Annotated in this window: 14 protein-coding genes; 4 read left to right on the top strand and 10 right to left on the bottom strand. The window is 60.8% G+C overall.

Annotation, left to right across the window (positions count from 1 at the left end):
* Nucleotides 1-288: 288 nt before the first annotated feature.
* Nucleotides 289-1638 carry a Gfo/Idh/MocA family protein gene (locus ACKVY0_RS22985; RefSeq protein WP_409217195.1) on the bottom strand — a complete coding sequence of 450 codons (1350 nt, stop codon included), beginning with the start codon at nucleotides 1636-1638 and terminating at the stop codon, nucleotides 289-291.
* A gap of 83 nt (nucleotides 1639-1721) precedes the next feature.
* Between ACKVY0_RS22985 and ACKVY0_RS22990 the strand changes: the two genes are divergently transcribed.
* On the top strand, nucleotides 1722-2351 hold the full coding sequence (locus ACKVY0_RS22990) for a cyclase family protein (RefSeq protein ID WP_409217196.1): 630 nt from the start codon (nucleotides 1722-1724) through the stop codon (nucleotides 2349-2351).
* Between the two features lie 149 nt (nucleotides 2352-2500).
* Here ACKVY0_RS22990 and ACKVY0_RS22995 read toward each other — a convergent pair whose 3' ends face one another.
* The gene (locus tag ACKVY0_RS22995) at nucleotides 2501-3295 is read right to left on the bottom strand and encodes a rhomboid family intramembrane serine protease (RefSeq protein WP_409217197.1); all 795 of its coding nucleotides are present in this window, start codon (nucleotides 3293-3295) and stop codon (nucleotides 2501-2503) included.
* 123 nt (nucleotides 3296-3418) lie between these two features.
* Nucleotides 3419-4717, bottom strand: coding sequence for an ABC transporter permease (locus ACKVY0_RS23000; protein WP_409217198.1), 1299 nt, complete (start codon nucleotides 4715-4717; stop codon nucleotides 3419-3421).
* Nucleotides 4718-4814: 97 nt separating this feature from the next.
* Here ACKVY0_RS23000 and ACKVY0_RS23005 point away from each other — a divergent pair, with 97 nt between their 5' ends.
* Nucleotides 4815-5480 carry a DUF4412 domain-containing protein gene (locus ACKVY0_RS23005; RefSeq protein WP_409217199.1) on the top strand — a complete coding sequence of 222 codons (666 nt, stop codon included), beginning with the start codon at nucleotides 4815-4817 and terminating at the stop codon, nucleotides 5478-5480.
* 17 nt (nucleotides 5481-5497) lie between these two features.
* On the opposite strand, the gene ACKVY0_RS23010 is transcribed toward ACKVY0_RS23005, so the two are convergent.
* The 3 genes from ACKVY0_RS23010 to ACKVY0_RS23020 all read right to left on the bottom strand — a co-directional run bounded on the left by ACKVY0_RS23010 (nucleotide 5498) and on the right by ACKVY0_RS23020 (nucleotide 9150).
* Nucleotides 5498-5947, bottom strand: a complete 450-nt coding sequence (locus ACKVY0_RS23010; RefSeq protein ID WP_409217200.1) for a hypothetical protein — start codon at nucleotides 5945-5947, stop codon at nucleotides 5498-5500.
* 17 nt (nucleotides 5948-5964) lie between these two features.
* A complete protein-coding gene (locus ACKVY0_RS23015; RefSeq protein WP_409217201.1) occupies nucleotides 5965-7368 on the bottom strand; it encodes a serine/threonine-protein kinase in 1404 nt (467 codons plus the stop codon).
* Nucleotides 7369-7455: 87 nt separating this feature from the next.
* Nucleotides 7456-9150 (bottom strand): FHA domain-containing protein, encoded by a 1695-nt coding sequence (locus tag ACKVY0_RS23020; protein ID WP_409217202.1) that lies wholly within the window; start codon nucleotides 9148-9150, stop codon nucleotides 7456-7458.
* 89 nt (nucleotides 9151-9239) lie between these two features.
* On the opposite strand from ACKVY0_RS23020, the gene ACKVY0_RS23025 reads away from it, so the two are divergent.
* Nucleotides 9240-11702 carry a protein kinase domain-containing protein gene (locus ACKVY0_RS23025; protein ID WP_409217203.1) on the top strand — a complete coding sequence of 821 codons (2463 nt, stop codon included), beginning with the start codon at nucleotides 9240-9242 and terminating at the stop codon, nucleotides 11700-11702.
* Here the strand turns inward: ACKVY0_RS23025 and ACKVY0_RS23030 are convergent, their stop codons facing one another.
* The 4 genes from ACKVY0_RS23030 to ACKVY0_RS23045 all read right to left on the bottom strand — a co-directional run bounded on the left by ACKVY0_RS23030 (nucleotide 11703) and on the right by ACKVY0_RS23045 (nucleotide 14839).
* A complete protein-coding gene (locus tag ACKVY0_RS23030; protein ID WP_409217204.1) occupies nucleotides 11703-12929 on the bottom strand; it encodes a S41 family peptidase in 1227 nt (408 codons plus the stop codon).
* Nucleotides 12930-13070: 141 nt separating this feature from the next.
* Nucleotides 13071-13283, bottom strand: a complete 213-nt coding sequence (locus ACKVY0_RS23035; RefSeq protein ID WP_409217205.1) for a hypothetical protein — start codon at nucleotides 13281-13283, stop codon at nucleotides 13071-13073.
* Between the two features lie 25 nt (nucleotides 13284-13308).
* Nucleotides 13309-14118: a YMGG-like glycine zipper-containing protein gene (locus ACKVY0_RS23040; protein ID WP_409217206.1), complete on the bottom strand. Its 810-nt coding sequence runs from the start codon at nucleotides 14116-14118 to the stop codon at nucleotides 13309-13311.
* A 25-nt stretch (nucleotides 14119-14143) separates the two neighbouring features.
* Nucleotides 14144-14839: a hypothetical protein gene (locus ACKVY0_RS23045; protein ID WP_409217207.1), complete on the bottom strand. Its 696-nt coding sequence runs from the start codon at nucleotides 14837-14839 to the stop codon at nucleotides 14144-14146.
* Nucleotides 14840-14973: 134 nt separating this feature from the next.
* Here ACKVY0_RS23045 and ACKVY0_RS23050 point away from each other — a divergent pair, with 134 nt between their 5' ends.
* A complete protein-coding gene (locus tag ACKVY0_RS23050) occupies nucleotides 14974-18003 on the top strand; it encodes an ATP-binding cassette domain-containing protein (RefSeq protein ID WP_409217208.1) in 3030 nt (1009 codons plus the stop codon).
* Nucleotide 18004 lies beyond the last annotated feature (1 nt).

Below are 18004 nucleotides of genomic sequence, written 5' to 3' on the forward strand. Positions count from 1 at the left end.
GCGTGACGCGTGAAGGTTTCCGCGGCGGCTCCAAGCTGAGCAAGGGACGTTTCTCGGGACATGACGCGTTTGAGACTGGCTGCCGCCCTGTGGAACTGGCGGCGACTGTGGATGAACTCGGCATGGGGTAGAATCTTCGACCTGGATGGTCGAGGCAAGGAGTTTGTTGGCCGAGACGCGTCCGCAGGAGGACAGCCTTCCAGGCTGTCGGTGGATCGAGGCGTCTCGCCTTTGATGGAAAAGGCTGGAAGCCTCGATCCGCAGACAGGCCGGAGGCCTATCCTCCGATCAGATGCCATACCCAGCTCGATACGCCTTGTGGATGATCGCATCGGCTTCGGGGGTGTTGGGTGACTTCAGCGCGGCGCTGTCCCATTCGACGCGTTTGCCGAAGCGCACGGCGAGCAGGCCGACGAGCAGCGATTCGGTGAAGGGGGCGGAATACCAGAAGCCGGACTTGGCGTCTTCGGGTTTGCCGGTTTTGCAGGCTTCGAGGAATTCTTTGCGGTGGCCGCTGATGCAGCGTGGGATGGTCTTCGCGGGAAGGATGAACTGCTGCATCTTCGTCTCGGGAACGATGCGCGGGGTGCCGGACCAGCCGGGGGCGAGGATGCAGCCTTGGTCACCAACGAAGTAGATGCCGTTGTCGCCGAGGTTGCGGGTTTCTTCGAGGCCTGCGGGGCGCGGTGGGAGCTTGCCGCCGTCATACCAGACCATCTTCACGGCAGGGCGATCGCCTTTGGCGGGGAAGTGGTAGGTGATGATGCTCCAAACCGGGAAGGACTGGTTGTTGTTCGGTCCGTTTTCGGCCTCGACCCAGTCTGGGGCGTCAAGGTCGAGCGCGTAGAAGGCGGGATCGGCGTTGTGGACGGCCATGTCGCCGAGCGCACCGCAGCCGAAGTCCCACCAGCCGCGCCACTTGCGCGGGCAGAAGTCGGGATGATAGGCACGCTCCTTGGCGGGGCCGAGCCAGAGGTTCCAGTCGAGGTTCTTCGGCAGCGGCGGCGTGTCGGTGGGATAGGCTTTGCCCTGCGAATCCCAGAACTTGCCGGGGCGGTCGGACCACACATGCACCTCGGCGACTTGGCCGATGGCACCGGCCTGAATCCATTCACGCGTGAGGCGGATGCCCTCGCTGGCGTGGCCTTGATTGCCCATCTGCGTGACGCGGTTGGTTTCCTTCGCCACGTCGCGCATCGCACGCGCCTCGGCGATGGTGTGGGCCAGCGGCTTCTCGACATACACATGACGTCCGGCACGCATGGCCATGATGCTCGCGGGCGCATGCACATGATCTGGCGTGGCGACGAGCACAGCGTCGATGTCCTTCTGCTTGTCGAGGAGTTCGCGGTAGTCGCGGTAGAGCTTCGCGTTCGGGTATTTCTTGATCGTGCCGGCGGCGTGATCGAGATCGACATCGCAAAGCGCGACGATGTTGGCGAGACCGGAGTCATCGAGATCGCGGATGTCGCCGCCGCCCTGCCCGCCGATGCCGATGCAGCCGAGATTCACCTTTTCACTCGGCGGAATGAAGCCGGGACCGCCAATAACGTGTCGTGGGACGATTTGAAAGCCGAAGACCGTTGCTGCGGCGGTTTTGACGAACTGACGACGCGGGAGGGTGGATGGCTGGGACATGCGCTGCTAACGGGTGGGCTAGTTCATGTTTTACATTGAATCCGGGCTGGACACAGGCGCGTATCACACAAACCCATGACTATATGAAACGCCCCTGGAAAGATGTCTCCGTCCCGCTGCGCGACGGCATGATTCACTGGCCCGGTGATCCCGAGTGCCAGATCAAGCGCGTGAACCGCATGGAAGACGGTGCGGTGTGCAACCTGACGCACCTCAGCATGAGCGCGCACACCGGCACGCACATGGATGCGCCGCGGCATTTCATCGCTGACGGCATGACGATAGAACAACTGCCGCTGGAAGCCGTGATTGGCCGTTGCCGTGTGTTTGAGCTCGACTGTGAGGATCAAATCACGGCGGATGATTTGAAGAAGCTCAAGTTCGCCTCCGGGCAGCGCGTGCTGTTCAAGACGCGTAACTCGACGCGCAGTTGGCAAATGAAGGAATTCGACCAAGACTTCATCTCCATCCGCAAAGATGCCGCCCAGTATCTCGTGGATCAGAAAGTGGTGACGGTGGGTGTCGATTACCTCAGCATCGGTGGCTACGGCAAGGATGTGGTCGAAACGCATCAAATCATGCTCGGCGCGGGCATCTGGGTGATCGAGGGCCTCAATCTGGCCGACATCAACCCCGGCTACTACGAGCTGATCTGCCTGCCGATCAAACTCGAGGGCGCAGATGGTGCGCCGTGCCGGGTGGTGCTGCGGTAGCGTGGCTTTCTCACACCGCTGGGTGAAGCAGGTCTTCCTGTGTTCGTGGCCCGCGTGCCAAGGTGCTCAGTGCTCAGTTTGAATTTTTTCCGGTGAGTTTGACTGAGCACTGAGCACTTCATGCCACGCGAGGGCGAGAGTAATGCGGGTTAACCGGCGCGGCGCTTCATCTCCTCACTCGCCTGGTCGAGGATGCGGCGCTCTTCGGCGGTGAGGCTCTGCATGCCCTGGTGGCTGATTTTGTCGAGGATGTCATCGACGGCGGGCGTCTTGCTTTTCGCTGGCTTGGACGGCTTTGGGGTGGGTTTCGGGAAGGAGGGCAGCTTCAACTCGCCTGTTTCATAACGGATGAAGGCGTAGGCGGTGCCGACGTTGGCGGCGAGGAGGAGAAGTGAGACCCAATCGCGGGCGGCAATGCATTGGAGGGCGTTGATGCCGACGAAGATCGCGGCCATCACCCAGGCATCGAGCGTGAGGATGATGATGCTGATTTTCGCGCGGGGATAAAGCGTGGCGAAGGCGATGAAGACGCCGAACTCAAGCTGCATCATGCCCGCGCATGCCATGCCTTTGACACCCAACAGATGCAGCAGGGTGATGAAGAGCGGTGATGAGGCGAGCAACAGCAGCAGCAAACGCACAAAGGCACGACGACCGAGATGGCGCTCGACGGCTTCACCGAAACTCCAGAGCAGATAGCAGCCGAACAGCGTCCACAAGCTGGGCGGATTGACGATGATGTAAGTCAGCGGCGTCCAGAGATGAAGCTGGCTGAAGGCGCGGTCGAAGGTGAAGACCAAGTGCGCCATGAGACCGTAGCCGAGCACGGCGGTGACAATCATGCTCGCCGCGCCGACGAGGGCGATGATGGCGGCGAGATAGACGGGGTGCTGCTTCCACCAGGTCAGGGGCAGATGGTCTTGCGATTCGGGGAGCCAGGACATGGATTTGTTGGGAAGAATGGAGGAACCACTAACTGGCACTGACTGACACTAATCAAAATCAGATTCAGACATTCTGCATCAGTGTTCAGTCAGTGACCATCAGTGGTTCAAAATTCTGGCTTCTCACTTCCGTACGCGATCCACCAGCACGGCAGCGAGGATGACGAGGCCGAGGACGATTTTCTGGTCGTTGCTGCCGATGTTGGTGAGGTTCATGCCATTTTGGATGACGGCGATGATGAAGGCGCCGATCAAGGTGCCGGGCATGGTGCCTTTGCCGCCGCTGAGGCTGGTGCCACCGACCACGACGGCGGCGATGACATACAGCTCATACATCTGGCCGTAGGTGGGCGAGCCGCTCTTGAGCAGCGAAGCCATGACCACGCCGCCAAGACCGGCCAGCAGGCCGCACAGGATGTAGGCCATGAGAATGACGCGTTTCACCGGCACGCCGGAGAGAAAGGCGGCCTCGGTGTTGCCGCCGACGGCGTAAAGATGGCGGCCGAGGCTGGTTTGCGTCATCACGACGTGTGCAGCGGCATAAAGCAGCAGCATGAGTACGACGGCGTTCGGCAGACCGAAGAGATCGGCGCCGCGACCGAGCCAGACGAAGGAATCCGGCACCTGATAGACGGATTGATTCTCCGCGAAACGATACGCGAGGCCACTGCACACGAGCATCATGGCCAGTGTGACGATGAATGGCGGCATGCGCAGGCGTGTGATGAATGCGCCAGAGATCAAACCACATACACCGCACAAGGCGATGCCGCCGATGCCTGCCAGGAACATCCCCAGCACGCTCGCGGTCGTGCCATCAAAACAATCGCGCACGATCATCGCCGTGACGACGGCGGAGAGCGCGATCAGGCTGCCGACGCTCAAATCAATGCCACCGGTGATGATGACCAGCGTCATGCCGATGGCAAGAATGGCGATGACGGCGATCTGGTTGGCGATGTTGAGGAGATTCTCTGACTTCAGGAAAACTGGCCATGCATAGCTGCGTGGCTGGATGACGCGGGTGTCTTTGAGCGCGGGGAAGTCGGTCGCCAGATCGCTGAAAACGAGCCAGGACGCGGTGGCTTGATTGCAGGCGATGACATCGAGGCCGCCTGCTGCTGCGGCGCGTTGCAAAGCGGCACGGGCATCTTTGGGCTCGCCCTTCACGATTTCTCCTCGTGAGCCGAGCGCGGCGTTCAAAGCTGCGGCAAAGGCGATGTCCTCGGCCTGCGGACGCACGACGATGAGCACTTTGGCAGCGGGAGCGATCTGTGCGGCGAGTTGTTTCGCAGCAGCGGCGTCCTGCGGATGCTGTTCGGTCCAGGTGACGATGCTGAAGAAGGCGCAGAGCAGCACCAGCGCGACGAGCATGCCGGAACCGGCGAGGTGATGGCGGATGAAGTCAAAGAGGCGGCTCATGCGGTGAAACGGATCATGCGGAGTGGAAGAACGTCATTCAAGACCAGAGATGATCACGATTGACCACCGGTACAGTTTTCGGCTAGCCTGCTGCATCATGAAAACCTTTGCCAGCTCACTCGTCGCCTTCCTGTTCACTGCCACGCTCGCCAGCGCCGACTGGGTGCTGGTGCAGAAGACCCATGCGGACGGGCAGGACAAGGAAATGCTCACGAAGATCAAAGGCGAACAGGCGCGGGTGGACATGGGCGAGCAGATGAGCGTGATCGTGGGAGCGGAGGGCATGCTGATGCTCATGCATGCGCAAAAAGTCCTCATGAAGATGGATCTGGCGACGATGAAGACGGCCATGGAGATGACGGCCAAGGCCTCGGTGCCGCTCGACAAGCAGCCGGTCGCCAAACCGGTGGCGACGGGTCAGAAGGAAAAAGTGGGTGAATGGGAGGCCGAGATTTTCACCTGGGAGGGTCCGGTGGGCAAAGGGCGCTTCTGGGTGGCGAAGGATTTTCCGAAGTTCGCGGAGATCAACGCGGTCAGCGACAAGCTGGGCAAGGCGGTGGGAAACTCGATGGCGGGACTGTCACCCCAGGCCGCTGATTTCAACGGCATGGTGGTGAAATCGGAGATGACCATGATGGGCAAAAGCATGACCACGCTGCTCGTCGCTGCGAAGGAGCAGGAGGTGGAGGCGAAGGAGTTTGCCACACCGGAAGGCTACAGCGAGATGAAGATGCCCGCGATGCCGGGAGCGCCGCCCAAGTGAGCGGGCGGGAGTTTTTATCAAGCAGACGGCACGGTGACGATGTGATCCGGCCTGCCGCGTTTGTCGAAGGCGATCCAGACGCGCTGGCCGATGCGCGGTGAGATGCGGTCCGTTGAGCGCAGCCGATACAGCACACCTGAGTCCGCCAACACTTCAACGGTGCGGGTGACACGCTTGGATTCGTGATTTTCCTGGGCATAACCCAGTCCCGCGCCCAGCAGCGCTCCGCTGCCGGCACCAATGGCATGAGCGGTGCTGCCAGTGCCGATGCCAAAGCCAATGGCGGCAAGCCAGGCCGCGCACCACAGCGGGGTGAAGTGGTTGATGCCGCGGTTGTTCATGGTCACGACAATCTGCGTCACTTTACCGGCCTCCAGGCGTGCTGCGCCTTTGTTTGCCGTGGTGCAGGAAGCGAGTGCAAGCAGAACAATGAAAGTGGTGGATTTGAGAAATGCGGGGGAGTGCATGATGAATACCGATGGCTTTATTCGAAGGCCAGTTCTTGCATGAGCATGGTGGCGGGCGCTGTAGGGCCGGAGGCGGTTTCCAACGTGAGCACCGCCTCCTTCAAGGCACCGGCGTTTTTGAAATCGAGCACGGGGGTGAATTTTTCCGCCTTGATGGTGGTGTTCCAGACCCCTTTGGGCACCGGCTTGGGGTGGACGTAGTTCCAGGTGGTCTTGCCGTCGGTGACGGAGAAGGTGAAGCCCTTGATCGGCTCGGACGAATCACAACGAACGCGCAGACCTTCGACGGGTGAAGGCGGCCCACTCATGTCGATTTGAAAGCGAATTTCCCCTTTGTTTTCGACTTCAATGCGGGCGCTGCCGTCCGCCTGCGCAGTGTAACGTGCACCGCTGGCGATCTTGATGATTTTTTCCTCCAGCAGGTCGATCTTGCGGCTCAGCAGCATCCAACCGAGGCCGAAACCGCCCAACATGAGCACCGGCACGCCAGCGGCGGCGATGAGCAAGGTGCGGCGGTCGATGCGGGAGAGCAGATCGGGCAGCGAGCGTTCCTGCCGTGACAGCGCCTGGTAGAGCAGGCTGGCATTGGCGAAACGCCGGAGCGGATCGGCCTGCAGGCAGCGCCTGACGATGTCATCGATTTCCGGCGGCGCTCCCACGAGGGATGACAGCGGCTCAAACGCGCCCTCTGGCACATGACCAGAAAGGATTTCATAGATGATGAGTCCGAGGGCAAAGACGTCCGTGGCCGGAGTGACGGCACCACCGGGGACTTTCTGTTCCGGTGCCATGTAGGTGAGTGTGCCGGCAGGACCACCCGCAAAACTGGCGAAGGCATTCGGTGCCGCATGAGTGACGGCCAACCCAAAATCTGCTACGCGCGGCAGCCCATCCGCACCGATGAGGATGTTTTCAGGCTTCAAATCGCGATGCACGATGCCCGCTTTATGCGCCTGCTCGAGGCCTTTGCAAATCTGCCGGATGAGCGGCAGTGCTTCGTCCATGGCCAGTGGCCCGCGCTTGAGTTTGCGGCGCAGCGTGGGGCCTTCGACGTGCTCCATGACCAAGAACAGCGTGCCATCCGCCGCTTCGCCAAAGTCATGGATGGCGACGACATTGGGATGATGGATGGCGGCCAATGCCTGGGCTTCTTTTTGAAAACGCCGTGCAAACAGCGGGTCATGGCTGAGTTCCGCACGCAAGGTCTTGATGGCGACGAGCCTGCCGAGGAGTTTGTGCCGTGCTTTGACCACAGTGCCCATGCCGCCGGTGCCAAGGGGCTCCAGCAGCTCGTAGTTATCGAGCCCGGAGAGGGGCGGGCCGGTCCCGGCAGCTGACGTTGATGCTGAATGAGGTGTCGGGTGGCTGATGACAACAGTCACTCGGTTCTCATCGGTGCCGGTGTGGTGTTCTTGGGCCATCAGCGTGAGTGAAATTTTACCGTGCCAGTGGAGCTTCCGCGCCATGCCATGTCAACGGCCAACTTCCGTGCGAACTGCGTCTGAAAGTCACGCTGGAGCCAGGGACTGCACACGCCATTCCTGTGGGCCGATGCGCAGGAGCGCATCGTGATGCAACGGCGCTGGAATGCCCGCCTTCAGCGCCACGCCGTCCAACGTCAGACTGCCATCGTCTTCGGAGGCGACCACCCAGACACCGTTGTGTGCTCTGACGAACCAACCTAGCGTCGCCTGAATGGTGAGCGGTTGCGGATTGATGGCGCCGCCGCTGCTGTTGATGCCAAAGGCGGCGTCGGTGAAAAGCCACAGCAGTCGGTATTCCAGAACGGGCGCTCCGTGCGAGGGTGCGAGGGCCATCGCCCCGATCACTGGCGGCGGTTGTTCCGCCGTATTCTCCCAGACCTCGCCTTCCGCCCACCAGGAGTCGAGCCGCCGGATGTCGAGATCGTATTCACCGGCGATGGTGAGACGGCAGGAACGACGCAGGCCGGTGTTGGGTTCCACCGGCTTGCCATTGATGAAGGACTGGTTTGCTCCGGGCAGATCGCCCAGGCTGATGTTTGCGCCCTGGCGCTGAAGGGCGACGTGCTCCCGGCTGAGCAAACGTGTGCGCTCATCATTGCGCGGATTGCGCGGGTAGAACTGGGAGACAAAATGCGTCGTGGCACCGCGGCCGATGCGGATTTCATCTCCCACACACACGCCAAACTGGGGCAACTGCGGCGAAGTAATGCAAGCCAGACGCACATGACTGCACAGCGGCATTTCCGGTTTTGCTGGATGCATGAGGGCGGCCTGTTTGCGTGCCGTCGTGCCCGGTGGCGTGGTGATGGCGGCGGTGGGCGCCTCTTGCAATGTCGTGGTGCTGGATGGCACGGGAGCCGTCGCCACCGGCGTGGTGGTGCGAGCCGCCGACAGCGTCGTCATGTTGATGATGGCGGTGGCGCCAGGTACAGGCGAGGCACCAGCGGCAATAAACGCAGCAGCAAAATGCCGTGCGGAGTCAAACGTACCCGCGATGCCGCCTTCGATGACATTGCGCAGCAGATGATTGGTATCCGCGCTGAGATGCGGCAACGGACGGAAGCGCTGCCTGCGTGCGGGCATGCCGAGGAGTTCGCAGCTCAGCAGGGCGAGATCGAGCACGTACTCATTGCTGCTCACCGGAAAGCAGGCGGCACCATGGACGATCTCCGGCCCGGGCAGCGGCGGCACGATGAGTTTGACCGGCAGCACCGTGTCCGCCGAGGTGGCCGAGAGAAAAATGGCGTGCGTGTCCAGCATGACACGCGGCCAGCGCGACAGCGTGGCCGCTTCGAGCGCTTCGCCCAGTTGCGTGAGCAATTCGCATACCGGCCGCACTTCCAGCCGACGCTGCTGCTTCAACACCTGATGCAGGGAGATGGCCCCGCCTTGCGTGCTGACGACGTAGTGCGCCTCCGGCTCGATGCGGGACTCGACGAGACCACAAAGATGCACGGACTCCGTGCGTGAGATGCGTGCGGCGATGGCACGCTGAAAGTCGATCTGGCTGGCGCTCAACGGCTGCCCGTACTGCCGCAGGGAAATGAAACAGGGCTGCGCGGTGGCGATTTGACGTGCGGTGAACCGACGCACACCGACCGCTGGTGGTGGCACCGCCTGGTCGTTGTCAAAACGCGCCGCCAGATCGCTGGAGAAATTCTCCATGCAGCGCTGGACGTTTAGGGAGCCGGGGGTGGCCGTTGACAAAGGGGATTCCATGCCGCCAAAGGCGTTCGTTTATCGCAGATAAGGCTTTGCTGCAAACGCATCTTGATTCAACATGCGCGCGGTTTTGCCCCCTACACGCCGTGTCTGATCCCATCCCTCCTGCGCCACAGACGATTTCTGACCTTGATGACCTGAACACCCTGGCCGGCCTGAAAAAGGGCGACGTGGTGCTCAGCCGCTTCAAACTGGAGCGCTGCCTCGGCCGCGGCGGCATGGGCGAGGTCTGGCTCGCACACGACAAGACGCTGGATGAAAAACTCGCGCTCAAACTGCTGCCGCGCCTGATTCACTTCGACGAACGCGCGGTGGAGGACCTCAAGAATGAAACACGCCGGGGCAGACAGCTTTCCCACCCGAATGTGGTGCGCGTGTTCGACTTCCATCAGGATGCGCAGAATGTGGGCATCGCGATGGAGTTCGTGGACGGTGAAAACCTCGGCGTGCTGCATGCACGCGAGCCGCACGGTGCTTTCGTCGTGGACCGCATCTCGCAATGGACCCGGCAACTGCTGCTGGGCCTGGATTACGCGCACCGGATGGAGAACGTGGTGCATCGCGATCTGAAACCAGCCAACCTGATGATCGACCAGGGCAGCGGCAATTTGAAGATCGCCGATTTCGGCATCGCCCGCTGCCTAGCGGAGTCGATGCAACGAGCCACCGTCTCTGCGCAAAGCCGCGGCACCCTGTGCTACATGAGCCCGGAACAGGCGATGGGACGTGGCCCCAATCCGCTGGACGATCTTTACGCTGTGGGTGCCACGTTGTACCAACTGCTGGCCGGATCGCCGCCGTTTTACTCAGGTGATGTGTTCAATCAGATCCTGAAGATACCGCCGTCACCCATTGCCGAACGGCAGCGTGAGCAGGGTTTCAGCCAGCCACCGCCGGCGCACTGGGAGGCAACCATCTTGCGCTGTCTGGCCAAGGAGCGTGCCCAGCGCCCGCAAAGCGCCGTGGAAATTCTGGATTTGCTAGGCCTGCGCACTGGCGACATGCCGCTGCCTGCCCCCTACGTCATGCAGACGAGTGCTGTGCCACATCCTGCGGCGGCAGCAGCCTTTGGCACCCACACGGCACCGTCCCCCGCCACACTCCCGCCTACTACCAGCGTAGGGAACACCAGTTCGATCGCCATCGCCACCTCCGCTCCGGTGGTGACGCTGCTGCCCTCCGCCACGCAACGCACCATTGACCTGACCCGCACGCGCACAACACACGGCCAGCAGCAAGGTGCGGCTCAGCCTGCTGCTACAACAACGACGGTGGGCAAACGGCCCTTCCCTGTGATGGCTGTGACCATTGCTGCGGTCGTGGCCATGACGATCGGTGGCATAATATTTTATTCCGTGAGTCGAAAGTCTGGAGGAGGTGGATCTGGAGGACCGCCCCCCCCTCCTCCCCCACCGGAGGTTGTGAAAGATTGGCGTGTACCAGAACACTTCCCCACGATTCAGGCGGCCATCAACGCCGCCAAAGAGGCCGGGCAGAAGATTTACATCGATGAAAAGCAGTGGAACGAAAAAATCAGCATCAAGACACCGGTACATCTGATCGGTGCTGGTGCCACCAAGAGCATCATCATGGTCGATGGCCGCAGCGGTTCTGCCATCGAGGTGAGCGGGGCGAAGGGTGTCACCATTGAAGGCATCGGTTTCAGCCACCTGGGGGATGAGGCGCTGGCCGGAGGTAATTCCACTGCACGGGTCACTGGCAGTGAAGTTTCCTTCAAGGACTGCGCTTTTAACCGTGCCATGCGCGATGGACTGACGGCCTCCGAAGCTGCCACGGTGACTCTGAGCCATTGTGTTTTCGTGGAGAATACTGAGGCCGGGATAAAAGCCACGGCGGGTGCCAAAGTGACAGCGCTGGAATGCAGTTTCGCAAAAAACAACTTTGGCATCATCGCCGAACTTGCCAACACCACGGTCACGGTGACCGGCGGCACTTTTTCCGGCCATGCCGCATCCGGCATCGTGGTGGCAGACCATGCGTATCTCACCGTGAATCATGGCACGTTTGCTGACAACAAAGAACATGCCGTCTATGCCAAGGACAGCGGTACCAGCGCCCTGGTCGATGACTGTGAGATCAGCAAGAGCGACACTGGCATCAAGGCCGCCAAAGGCGCCGCGCTGACCGCCCTCAAGTGCCGCGTGCGGGAGAATCTCACCGGCATGGCTTTCGATTCTGCCGGAAACATCGAACTGCGTGAAAACACTGTCGAAGGCAACTCCGAGGACGGCATTGTGCTCTTCGCGGAGGCGAAGGCCGGCACCGCATTGATCTACAAAAACACCATCAAGGGCAACCGCTTTGGCCTGAACATCCACGGTGCCGGCATGGTGCCGGACGTGAGCGGCAACGACCTCGGGCCGAACGCCTTCCCAGACATTTATCTGCACGGGAAGGCGGCGGGCAGCTACAGCAAGAACACGCTGCGCTCCGCCGAAGGTTTCGTGGCCGAACCCGCCGGAACGGATGATCCGGGAGCGGGTGCCTACCAGAAGGCGGCGGACAACATCGAACAGCCGTCGAAATAGCTATTTTTTGACACCCATCGTCGGTTCGATGCCTTGTGGCCAGCCTTTGCCGCCCTGGGTGAGCAAGGTGCCCACCGGCAGGGCAAATTCCCCCCCACCGCTCTTGAGGAGAAAGACCTCCAGCCACAAATCCTTGCCATAGGTGCATGCCCCGCTGAGGGCCACTTTCAGATTGCCTGCTTCTTTGAGGAGGGCGATGAACAGCTCGGAACTGCTGGCGGTGCCACCATCCATGAGGATGAGCAGGCGCTTGAAGCCGGGGATCATAGGCTCGTTGGAGACCAGATCGACTGCGGGGCGGCTACGGTGCTGTTGTTTGCCTAAAATCAGCGGCCTGGGACCGTCGATGAGCAGCGCAGCAGCGTCCACGGCGGCCGGGATGCTGCCGCCGCCGTTGCCGCGCAGATCGACGGTGAGAGGAACACTGGGTTTCAACTTCTTGAGGATCTCACGCAGGTCCGGCACGGTGTTGCTATCAAAGTTGGGTATTTTGACGGTGGTTCCGCTGATGCCAGTGACCACGGTGATGCGCAGCCCGCCGGTGAGGCGCCGGGTGAGCTGGGCGGTGATGATGCGTCCGGTGGACTGGCGTACGCGGACCTCCACCTTCGAGCCATCCGAACCGTAAATCTTGGTGCCCAGCTTGGGGAGGCTCATGCCCTCCACGAGAACCCCATCGACGGCGATGAGTTCATCCCCATATCTGATGCTGGCGAGATCAGCGGCCTCTCCAGGAAAAGGCAGGCAGGTAAAGCGGCCGTTCTTGCCAGCCTTGACGCTCATGCCCGGTTTTGCCTTGGCCAGGCTGTCGAGTTCGGCCATCACGCTGGCGGGGGTGTAGTCGGAGAAGCGCAAATGGCGTTCACACAGACGCTGGATGGCCAGTTCGACTGCCGTGACGGCATTGATCTTGCGGCCAGCTTTGACGGCAACCGCCAGCACATATTGATGAAACGCTCGGCGGTGGTCGTCACTGCCTTTGCCATAGTCTTGCGGCTTCGGCAGGCTGGCGAAGACAGGACTTTCGGCGGCGAGGAGATCCACCGCCTTGCGGGTCAGATCGAGTTCGTCAATTGGCTCAAAGTAGTCTGTCTGTAGGCAGGTCATGAACTCCGCCCACAGCGCTCGGGAGCCCTCGTTGTTATCGGCAGCGGCGGAGCGTGGCTCCTGTGCTGGCAGCGAAGCGCAGGTGCAAATGAGACTGAGAAGGAGGCAGAGTCGGATCATGGGGCAACAAGGGTGAAAGCAGGACGCAGCTCGTGGGTTGATGAGTAGCATCATTTCTCCACATGCAAAACCCGTCTCCCACGCGCAGCGCTGGAAGACGGGTTGGATAGGACTGGCCCGATGCAAGCCGCAAAACGGCCGTTATTGCTTCATCTGGCTCTTCAAATAGTTCGCCCGGGCACTCTGCTGACGGGTGTCGGCCTTGATGTCTTCGTTGTACTGACGCCGGGCCTCGATGCGGTCATTGGACATGCTCGGGCTCCAGTTGAAGAGGCCGCCTTCAGACGGGTCTCCGGTCATGGTGCAGGAACTGAGGCTGGCGACGAGGATGGCGCTGGTTAGCAGGAGTTTCATGCGGGTATATGTAGTGCAGGGTTTGTTACAGAGTGTCCCTCAAGCTGGCGATCTGCCGGCGGGAGGATTCCAACTGGTCGCGATTGCCGGTGCTCTCTCTGAGCGTGCTGTTGAGCTTGGCATACTTGGTGTTGCTGGAGGGAACTTTGGCAACGATCTGCTTCTGCATACCGATGCCCGCATCGTATGTTTTGACCTCGCCCGCGACCTTGCTGTTGAGATTATTGAGTTCAACTTTGATTTTGGCGAGCTCCTTGCCATTGCCTTGGGCGCGGGCCACTGAGATGCGTTTTTTGTAAGCCGCCAGTTCGGAGTTCAAGGAACTGACGCGCTTCCTGACTGCCGCATTGTCTGCGAGTGATTCTTTGATACAGGCATCAAGATTGGCCTCGCTGGCCTGCGCTAGGGCTTTCTTCGTCGCTACATGCTGGCCGAAAAAGTGGCCAGCTAAAAGGCCAACCCCAGCACCAATCGCCGCGCCTTTCCAGCCACCACCCGCAAGAGCACCAATTCCAGCGCCAAGAACCAAACCACCCACTTCAGCCTGACGCTGCGTTTTAGTCTGATCCTTCGCAAATTTTTGCTGCTCGGCGGCCCCGCCGCCACGCTTAGCGATGGCACCTTGCGCCAATTGTTGTGCCGCCATGAGGGCGGGACCCACACAGGAGCTTGACAGACAAGGTAGGAGGATGGCGGTCACGACAGGGGCGGCTTTCTTGAATAGTGCGAGGGAGGTCATGGGAGCAGGAGTGTGTTGGAGCGGGTTCTGACTAGGCAGGATCGTCTGATGATGACTGCAAGGTTGACGAGAAAGCCATATTTGAGCTTTGGACACAAGGAAATTTTCATGTGCGGCCAGATTAGCTGCTTTGGGCCGGCAGGGAGTTCATGAGGCTGACGACCAGCTTGCGCTCGGTTTCCAGTGTATTGCGGCTCTCGATGCTCTCTTTGAGCGTGCTGCTGAGCTTGGGCTGCTTGGCGTTGGCTGGCGACACTTTGGCAATGATCTGCTTCTGCATGCCGATGCCGCTGTCATATTCCCTGACCTGTGCGGCCACATTTTTATTGAGTGTGAGCAGCCCGTCTTTGATTTTGGCGAATTCCTTGGCGTCGCCTTTCGCCTGCGCGGCTGTGACACGATTTTTGTAGCTGATGAGTTCCGTGCGCAACGCGGCCACCTGACGCCGGGCTTTGGCGTTTTCGGTGATCGATTCCTTGATAGCGGCGTCCAGATTCGCCTCCGAGGCTTGGGCGAGGGCTTTTTTTCTGGCCACCGGCTGGCTGATGATCTGATCACCAACGAGGCCGCCGACTGCCGCCCCGCCGAGGTAAACGGCAATCTGCCCCAGCGGACCCAGACGGTTGCCGAGCGCGTAAACTGCCGCCGCACCCAGCACCCGGCCGGTGACAACGCCCGCAACGACCGTTGTGTGCTGATCACGCATGAATTTGGTCTGCGCTTCAGGCGTGTCGCCACGTTTGGCCATGCTGTTGAGCGCCAGCTCTTGCTCCGGGGTCGTCTTCTGGCTGACACAGGAACCCAACAGAGCAGGCATGAGGATGGCAGCCGTGAGAGTGTTTTTTTGGATCATCGACAAGATCGTCATGGCGGGAGAGGGCCAGATTTAAACTGCTGACACAAGAAAATTCTCGCGCCATGTCGGCTTAACCGCTAACAAAACAGCTCACTATGCAGGGTTATCTTACTTTCGGCGGAGGCGAGGACGGCGTTCATCTGGTGCAACTGCCCCAGCAGCGCTTCACCTTTGGCAGTGATGAGCGCATGGATCTGGCGGTGACGGTGACCGGCCTGCCTGGCTACTGTGGCTCCTTTACCTGGGATCATGAACGCGGATCCTGGGCGCTGGAGACGGATGCCGCCGCACGCGGCGTGATGAAGCTCAATGGCATGCCGCTGCGGCAGTCTGCGGTGATGCTGGAGGACGGAGCGTTGGTCAGCGCTGCCGCTTTCACCCTGCGCTTCGACCTGCTGCCCCAGATTCCGACGGTAGGTGGGCAGGAACTGCGCGTCATCCCGCTGACCGGAGCACAGATGCGCGTCGGCCGCGGCAATGAGGAGGCCGACCCGGCCAAAATTGTGCTGGATACCGAGGATGGCGATGTCTCCCGCCATCATGCCACGCTGGAGTATGAAGCGACGGAGCAGTCCTGGTATCTGCGTGATCACAGCCATGCGGGAACGGAACTCAACGGCCAGGCCTTCGAACGCGAACGCCTAGTGATCGGCGACCGCTTCCGCATCGGGCATTATGTCTTCGAATTCACCGGGCGGTCCCTGCGGCGGCTGCCGACCTCCAGCGCCGGGCGCATCGTCGGGCGAGGCCTGACCCGCATCGTCGGTGATGGCAAACGGATCTTGAACGAAGTCTCCGTGGATGTGCCGCCGGGCAGCTTCGTGGGACTGCTGGGTGGCTCAGGCCAGGGCAAAAGCACGCTGATGACGGCTATGTGCGGTCTGAATCCGCCGACTTCCGGCGAAGTACTGCTCAACGGCGTCAAAATCGGCCCGGGGGCCAAGGCTGAAGCTGCGGGGGCAGGCCGCATCGGCTTTGTGCCGCAGGATGACATCGTTCACACCGAACTGACGGTGCATGAGGCCATCACCTTCAGCGCCCGCCTGCGGTTGCCCGATGATCCGGCCAACACGGAGATCGAAGCCCTCGTGATGGCGACGGCGAAACGCCTCTCGCTGGAACCACATTTGCACAAGCGTGTGTTCCAGCTCTCCGGCGGCCAGCGTAAACGCGTGAGCATCGCTACCGAGATGCTCATGAAGCCCGCTGTGCTGTTTCTCGATGAGCCATCCTCCGGACTGGACCCTGCCACGGAGTTTTATCTCATGGAAACGCTGCGTTTGCTCGCCGGAGCGGACTGCACGGTGATCTGCACCACGCATGTGCTGGGATTTGCCCATTTGTTTGACCGCGTGGCCTTCGTGCAGGCCGGGCGGATGGTCTATTACGGCAGGCCGGATGACGCGCCGAAGTTCTTCGAGCGCAATGAATGGGTGGATATGTACCTGCTGCTCGACAAAAGTGGCAAAGAAGGACAAAAGGACGCCCAACAATGGGAGACAGACTATCAGGCATCTCCCGCCAAACCTGAGCCTGAACCCAACATCCCGCTGGTGCATGACCAAGGCGCGGCTCCACCAGCCGCCCGGCCCGGTTTGTGGCGCACCCTGGCAACGCTGATGGGTCGTCAATGGGCCATCCTGAAGGCCGACAAGATGAACCTCGCTTTCCTCGGGGCACAGGCGGCGGCCATCGCTTTGCTGATTGGCTGGGTGGCATCCGGGCAGGGGCTGCGGAGTTTTTTAAGCGTGGTGGCAGTGTTGTGGTTTGGCTGCTCGAACGCCGCCCAGCAGATTGTGGCCGAGCTGCCCATTTTTCGTCGTGAGCGTGTCTGTGGCCTGGGATTGCATGTGTATTTGCTGAGCAAAATTTTGTTTTGCTTCGCCGCCACGTTGTTGCAGGCGGCATTGCTCTTCCTCACGGTCACGCTGACGGCGCTGGCGGTTCATGGCGATGCCAAACAATGGTCGTCAGACCGCGCTGCTTTGCTGGAAGACAAGCGCCTCGTCGGCGACACATCCGAGATCGAAGCAGAAGACACACCGGGAGCCGGAGCACTGACATTGGGCAAAATTTTTGGGTTTAGCCGTGCGGAAGCCGAAGCCATTGCCGCCGCCTTTGTGCTACGCTCCGAAAAAGGCGAGCCGCGTCTGAATGATGAAGGGCAGCCGCTGCTGGACGAACGCACCGTGACCTTTCACGCGGAAAGTCTGGCGTGGGAACTGTCACCACGAACCGCCCTGAAAACCGACCCCGCACGCCAGGAGGTGAAGCTGCGCCTGAAGCCGGGCAACGTAAAGCCGGTACCGCCGCGTGAGATGCCGGCGGTGCCAGGCATGTTGTATCGCGAGGGCATGCTGCTTTGCATCCGCTGCCTCGGCTTGAAGGAGAACGTCATCGACTCGGCGGAACGCTATGCCCAGGAGAAAGGGGAAGATATTGTTGACGTGATCACCGGCCGCCGCCTGAAGCACGCCGCCAAGCCATTGTACGCTGTGGTACTGCTGCCTCTGGCCCTGCATCTGCTGGCGCTGGCAGGAACTGCATTGGTAGGAGTGGCGCTGGGGCTGGCGATCTCCGCGTTGGTGCGCAGTCCGACCCAGGCGGTCATGTGGGTGCCGCTCCTGCTCATCCCGCAGATATTATTTGGCGGATTCATGGTAACGCTGCCTGAAATGGGGACGCTTACCCGGCGCGTCAGCCATTTTGTGCCAAGCTCAGCGGCGCAAAGGATTGCCGAGGCGGCAGCCGTTTATGGGCAGCGGGTGCCTTTGATTTCCAACCGCACCCGCATCCCGATTTTCATGGAGGGTTATGAAACCGTGACATGGGCAGGACAACCGCAGGAAAAATCCGAGGATTACCAACGTGTCTCGCCCGTGAACACGGCGCTGCAAAATTTGATCGTCAAGGGCGCCCTGTCCGGCAAACGTGAGAAGGAAAAAGACGCGGACGGCAACGAATTGGAAAGCGTGGAAACGCGGGCCGACATAGCGCCCTATGTCCAAGCCATGCCCGTCACCGATTTGTCGCCGGTGCGCCGCGCGGGGTTGGTGCTGCTAGGGTGGGTGATGCTCTGCTACTTGATCAGTCTCCAAGGTCTAAGGTTGAAACAACCGAACTGAG

It is taken from the genome of Prosthecobacter sp., assembly GCF_046154365.1.
Lineage (GTDB): Bacteria > Verrucomicrobiota > Verrucomicrobiia > Verrucomicrobiales > Verrucomicrobiaceae > Prosthecobacter.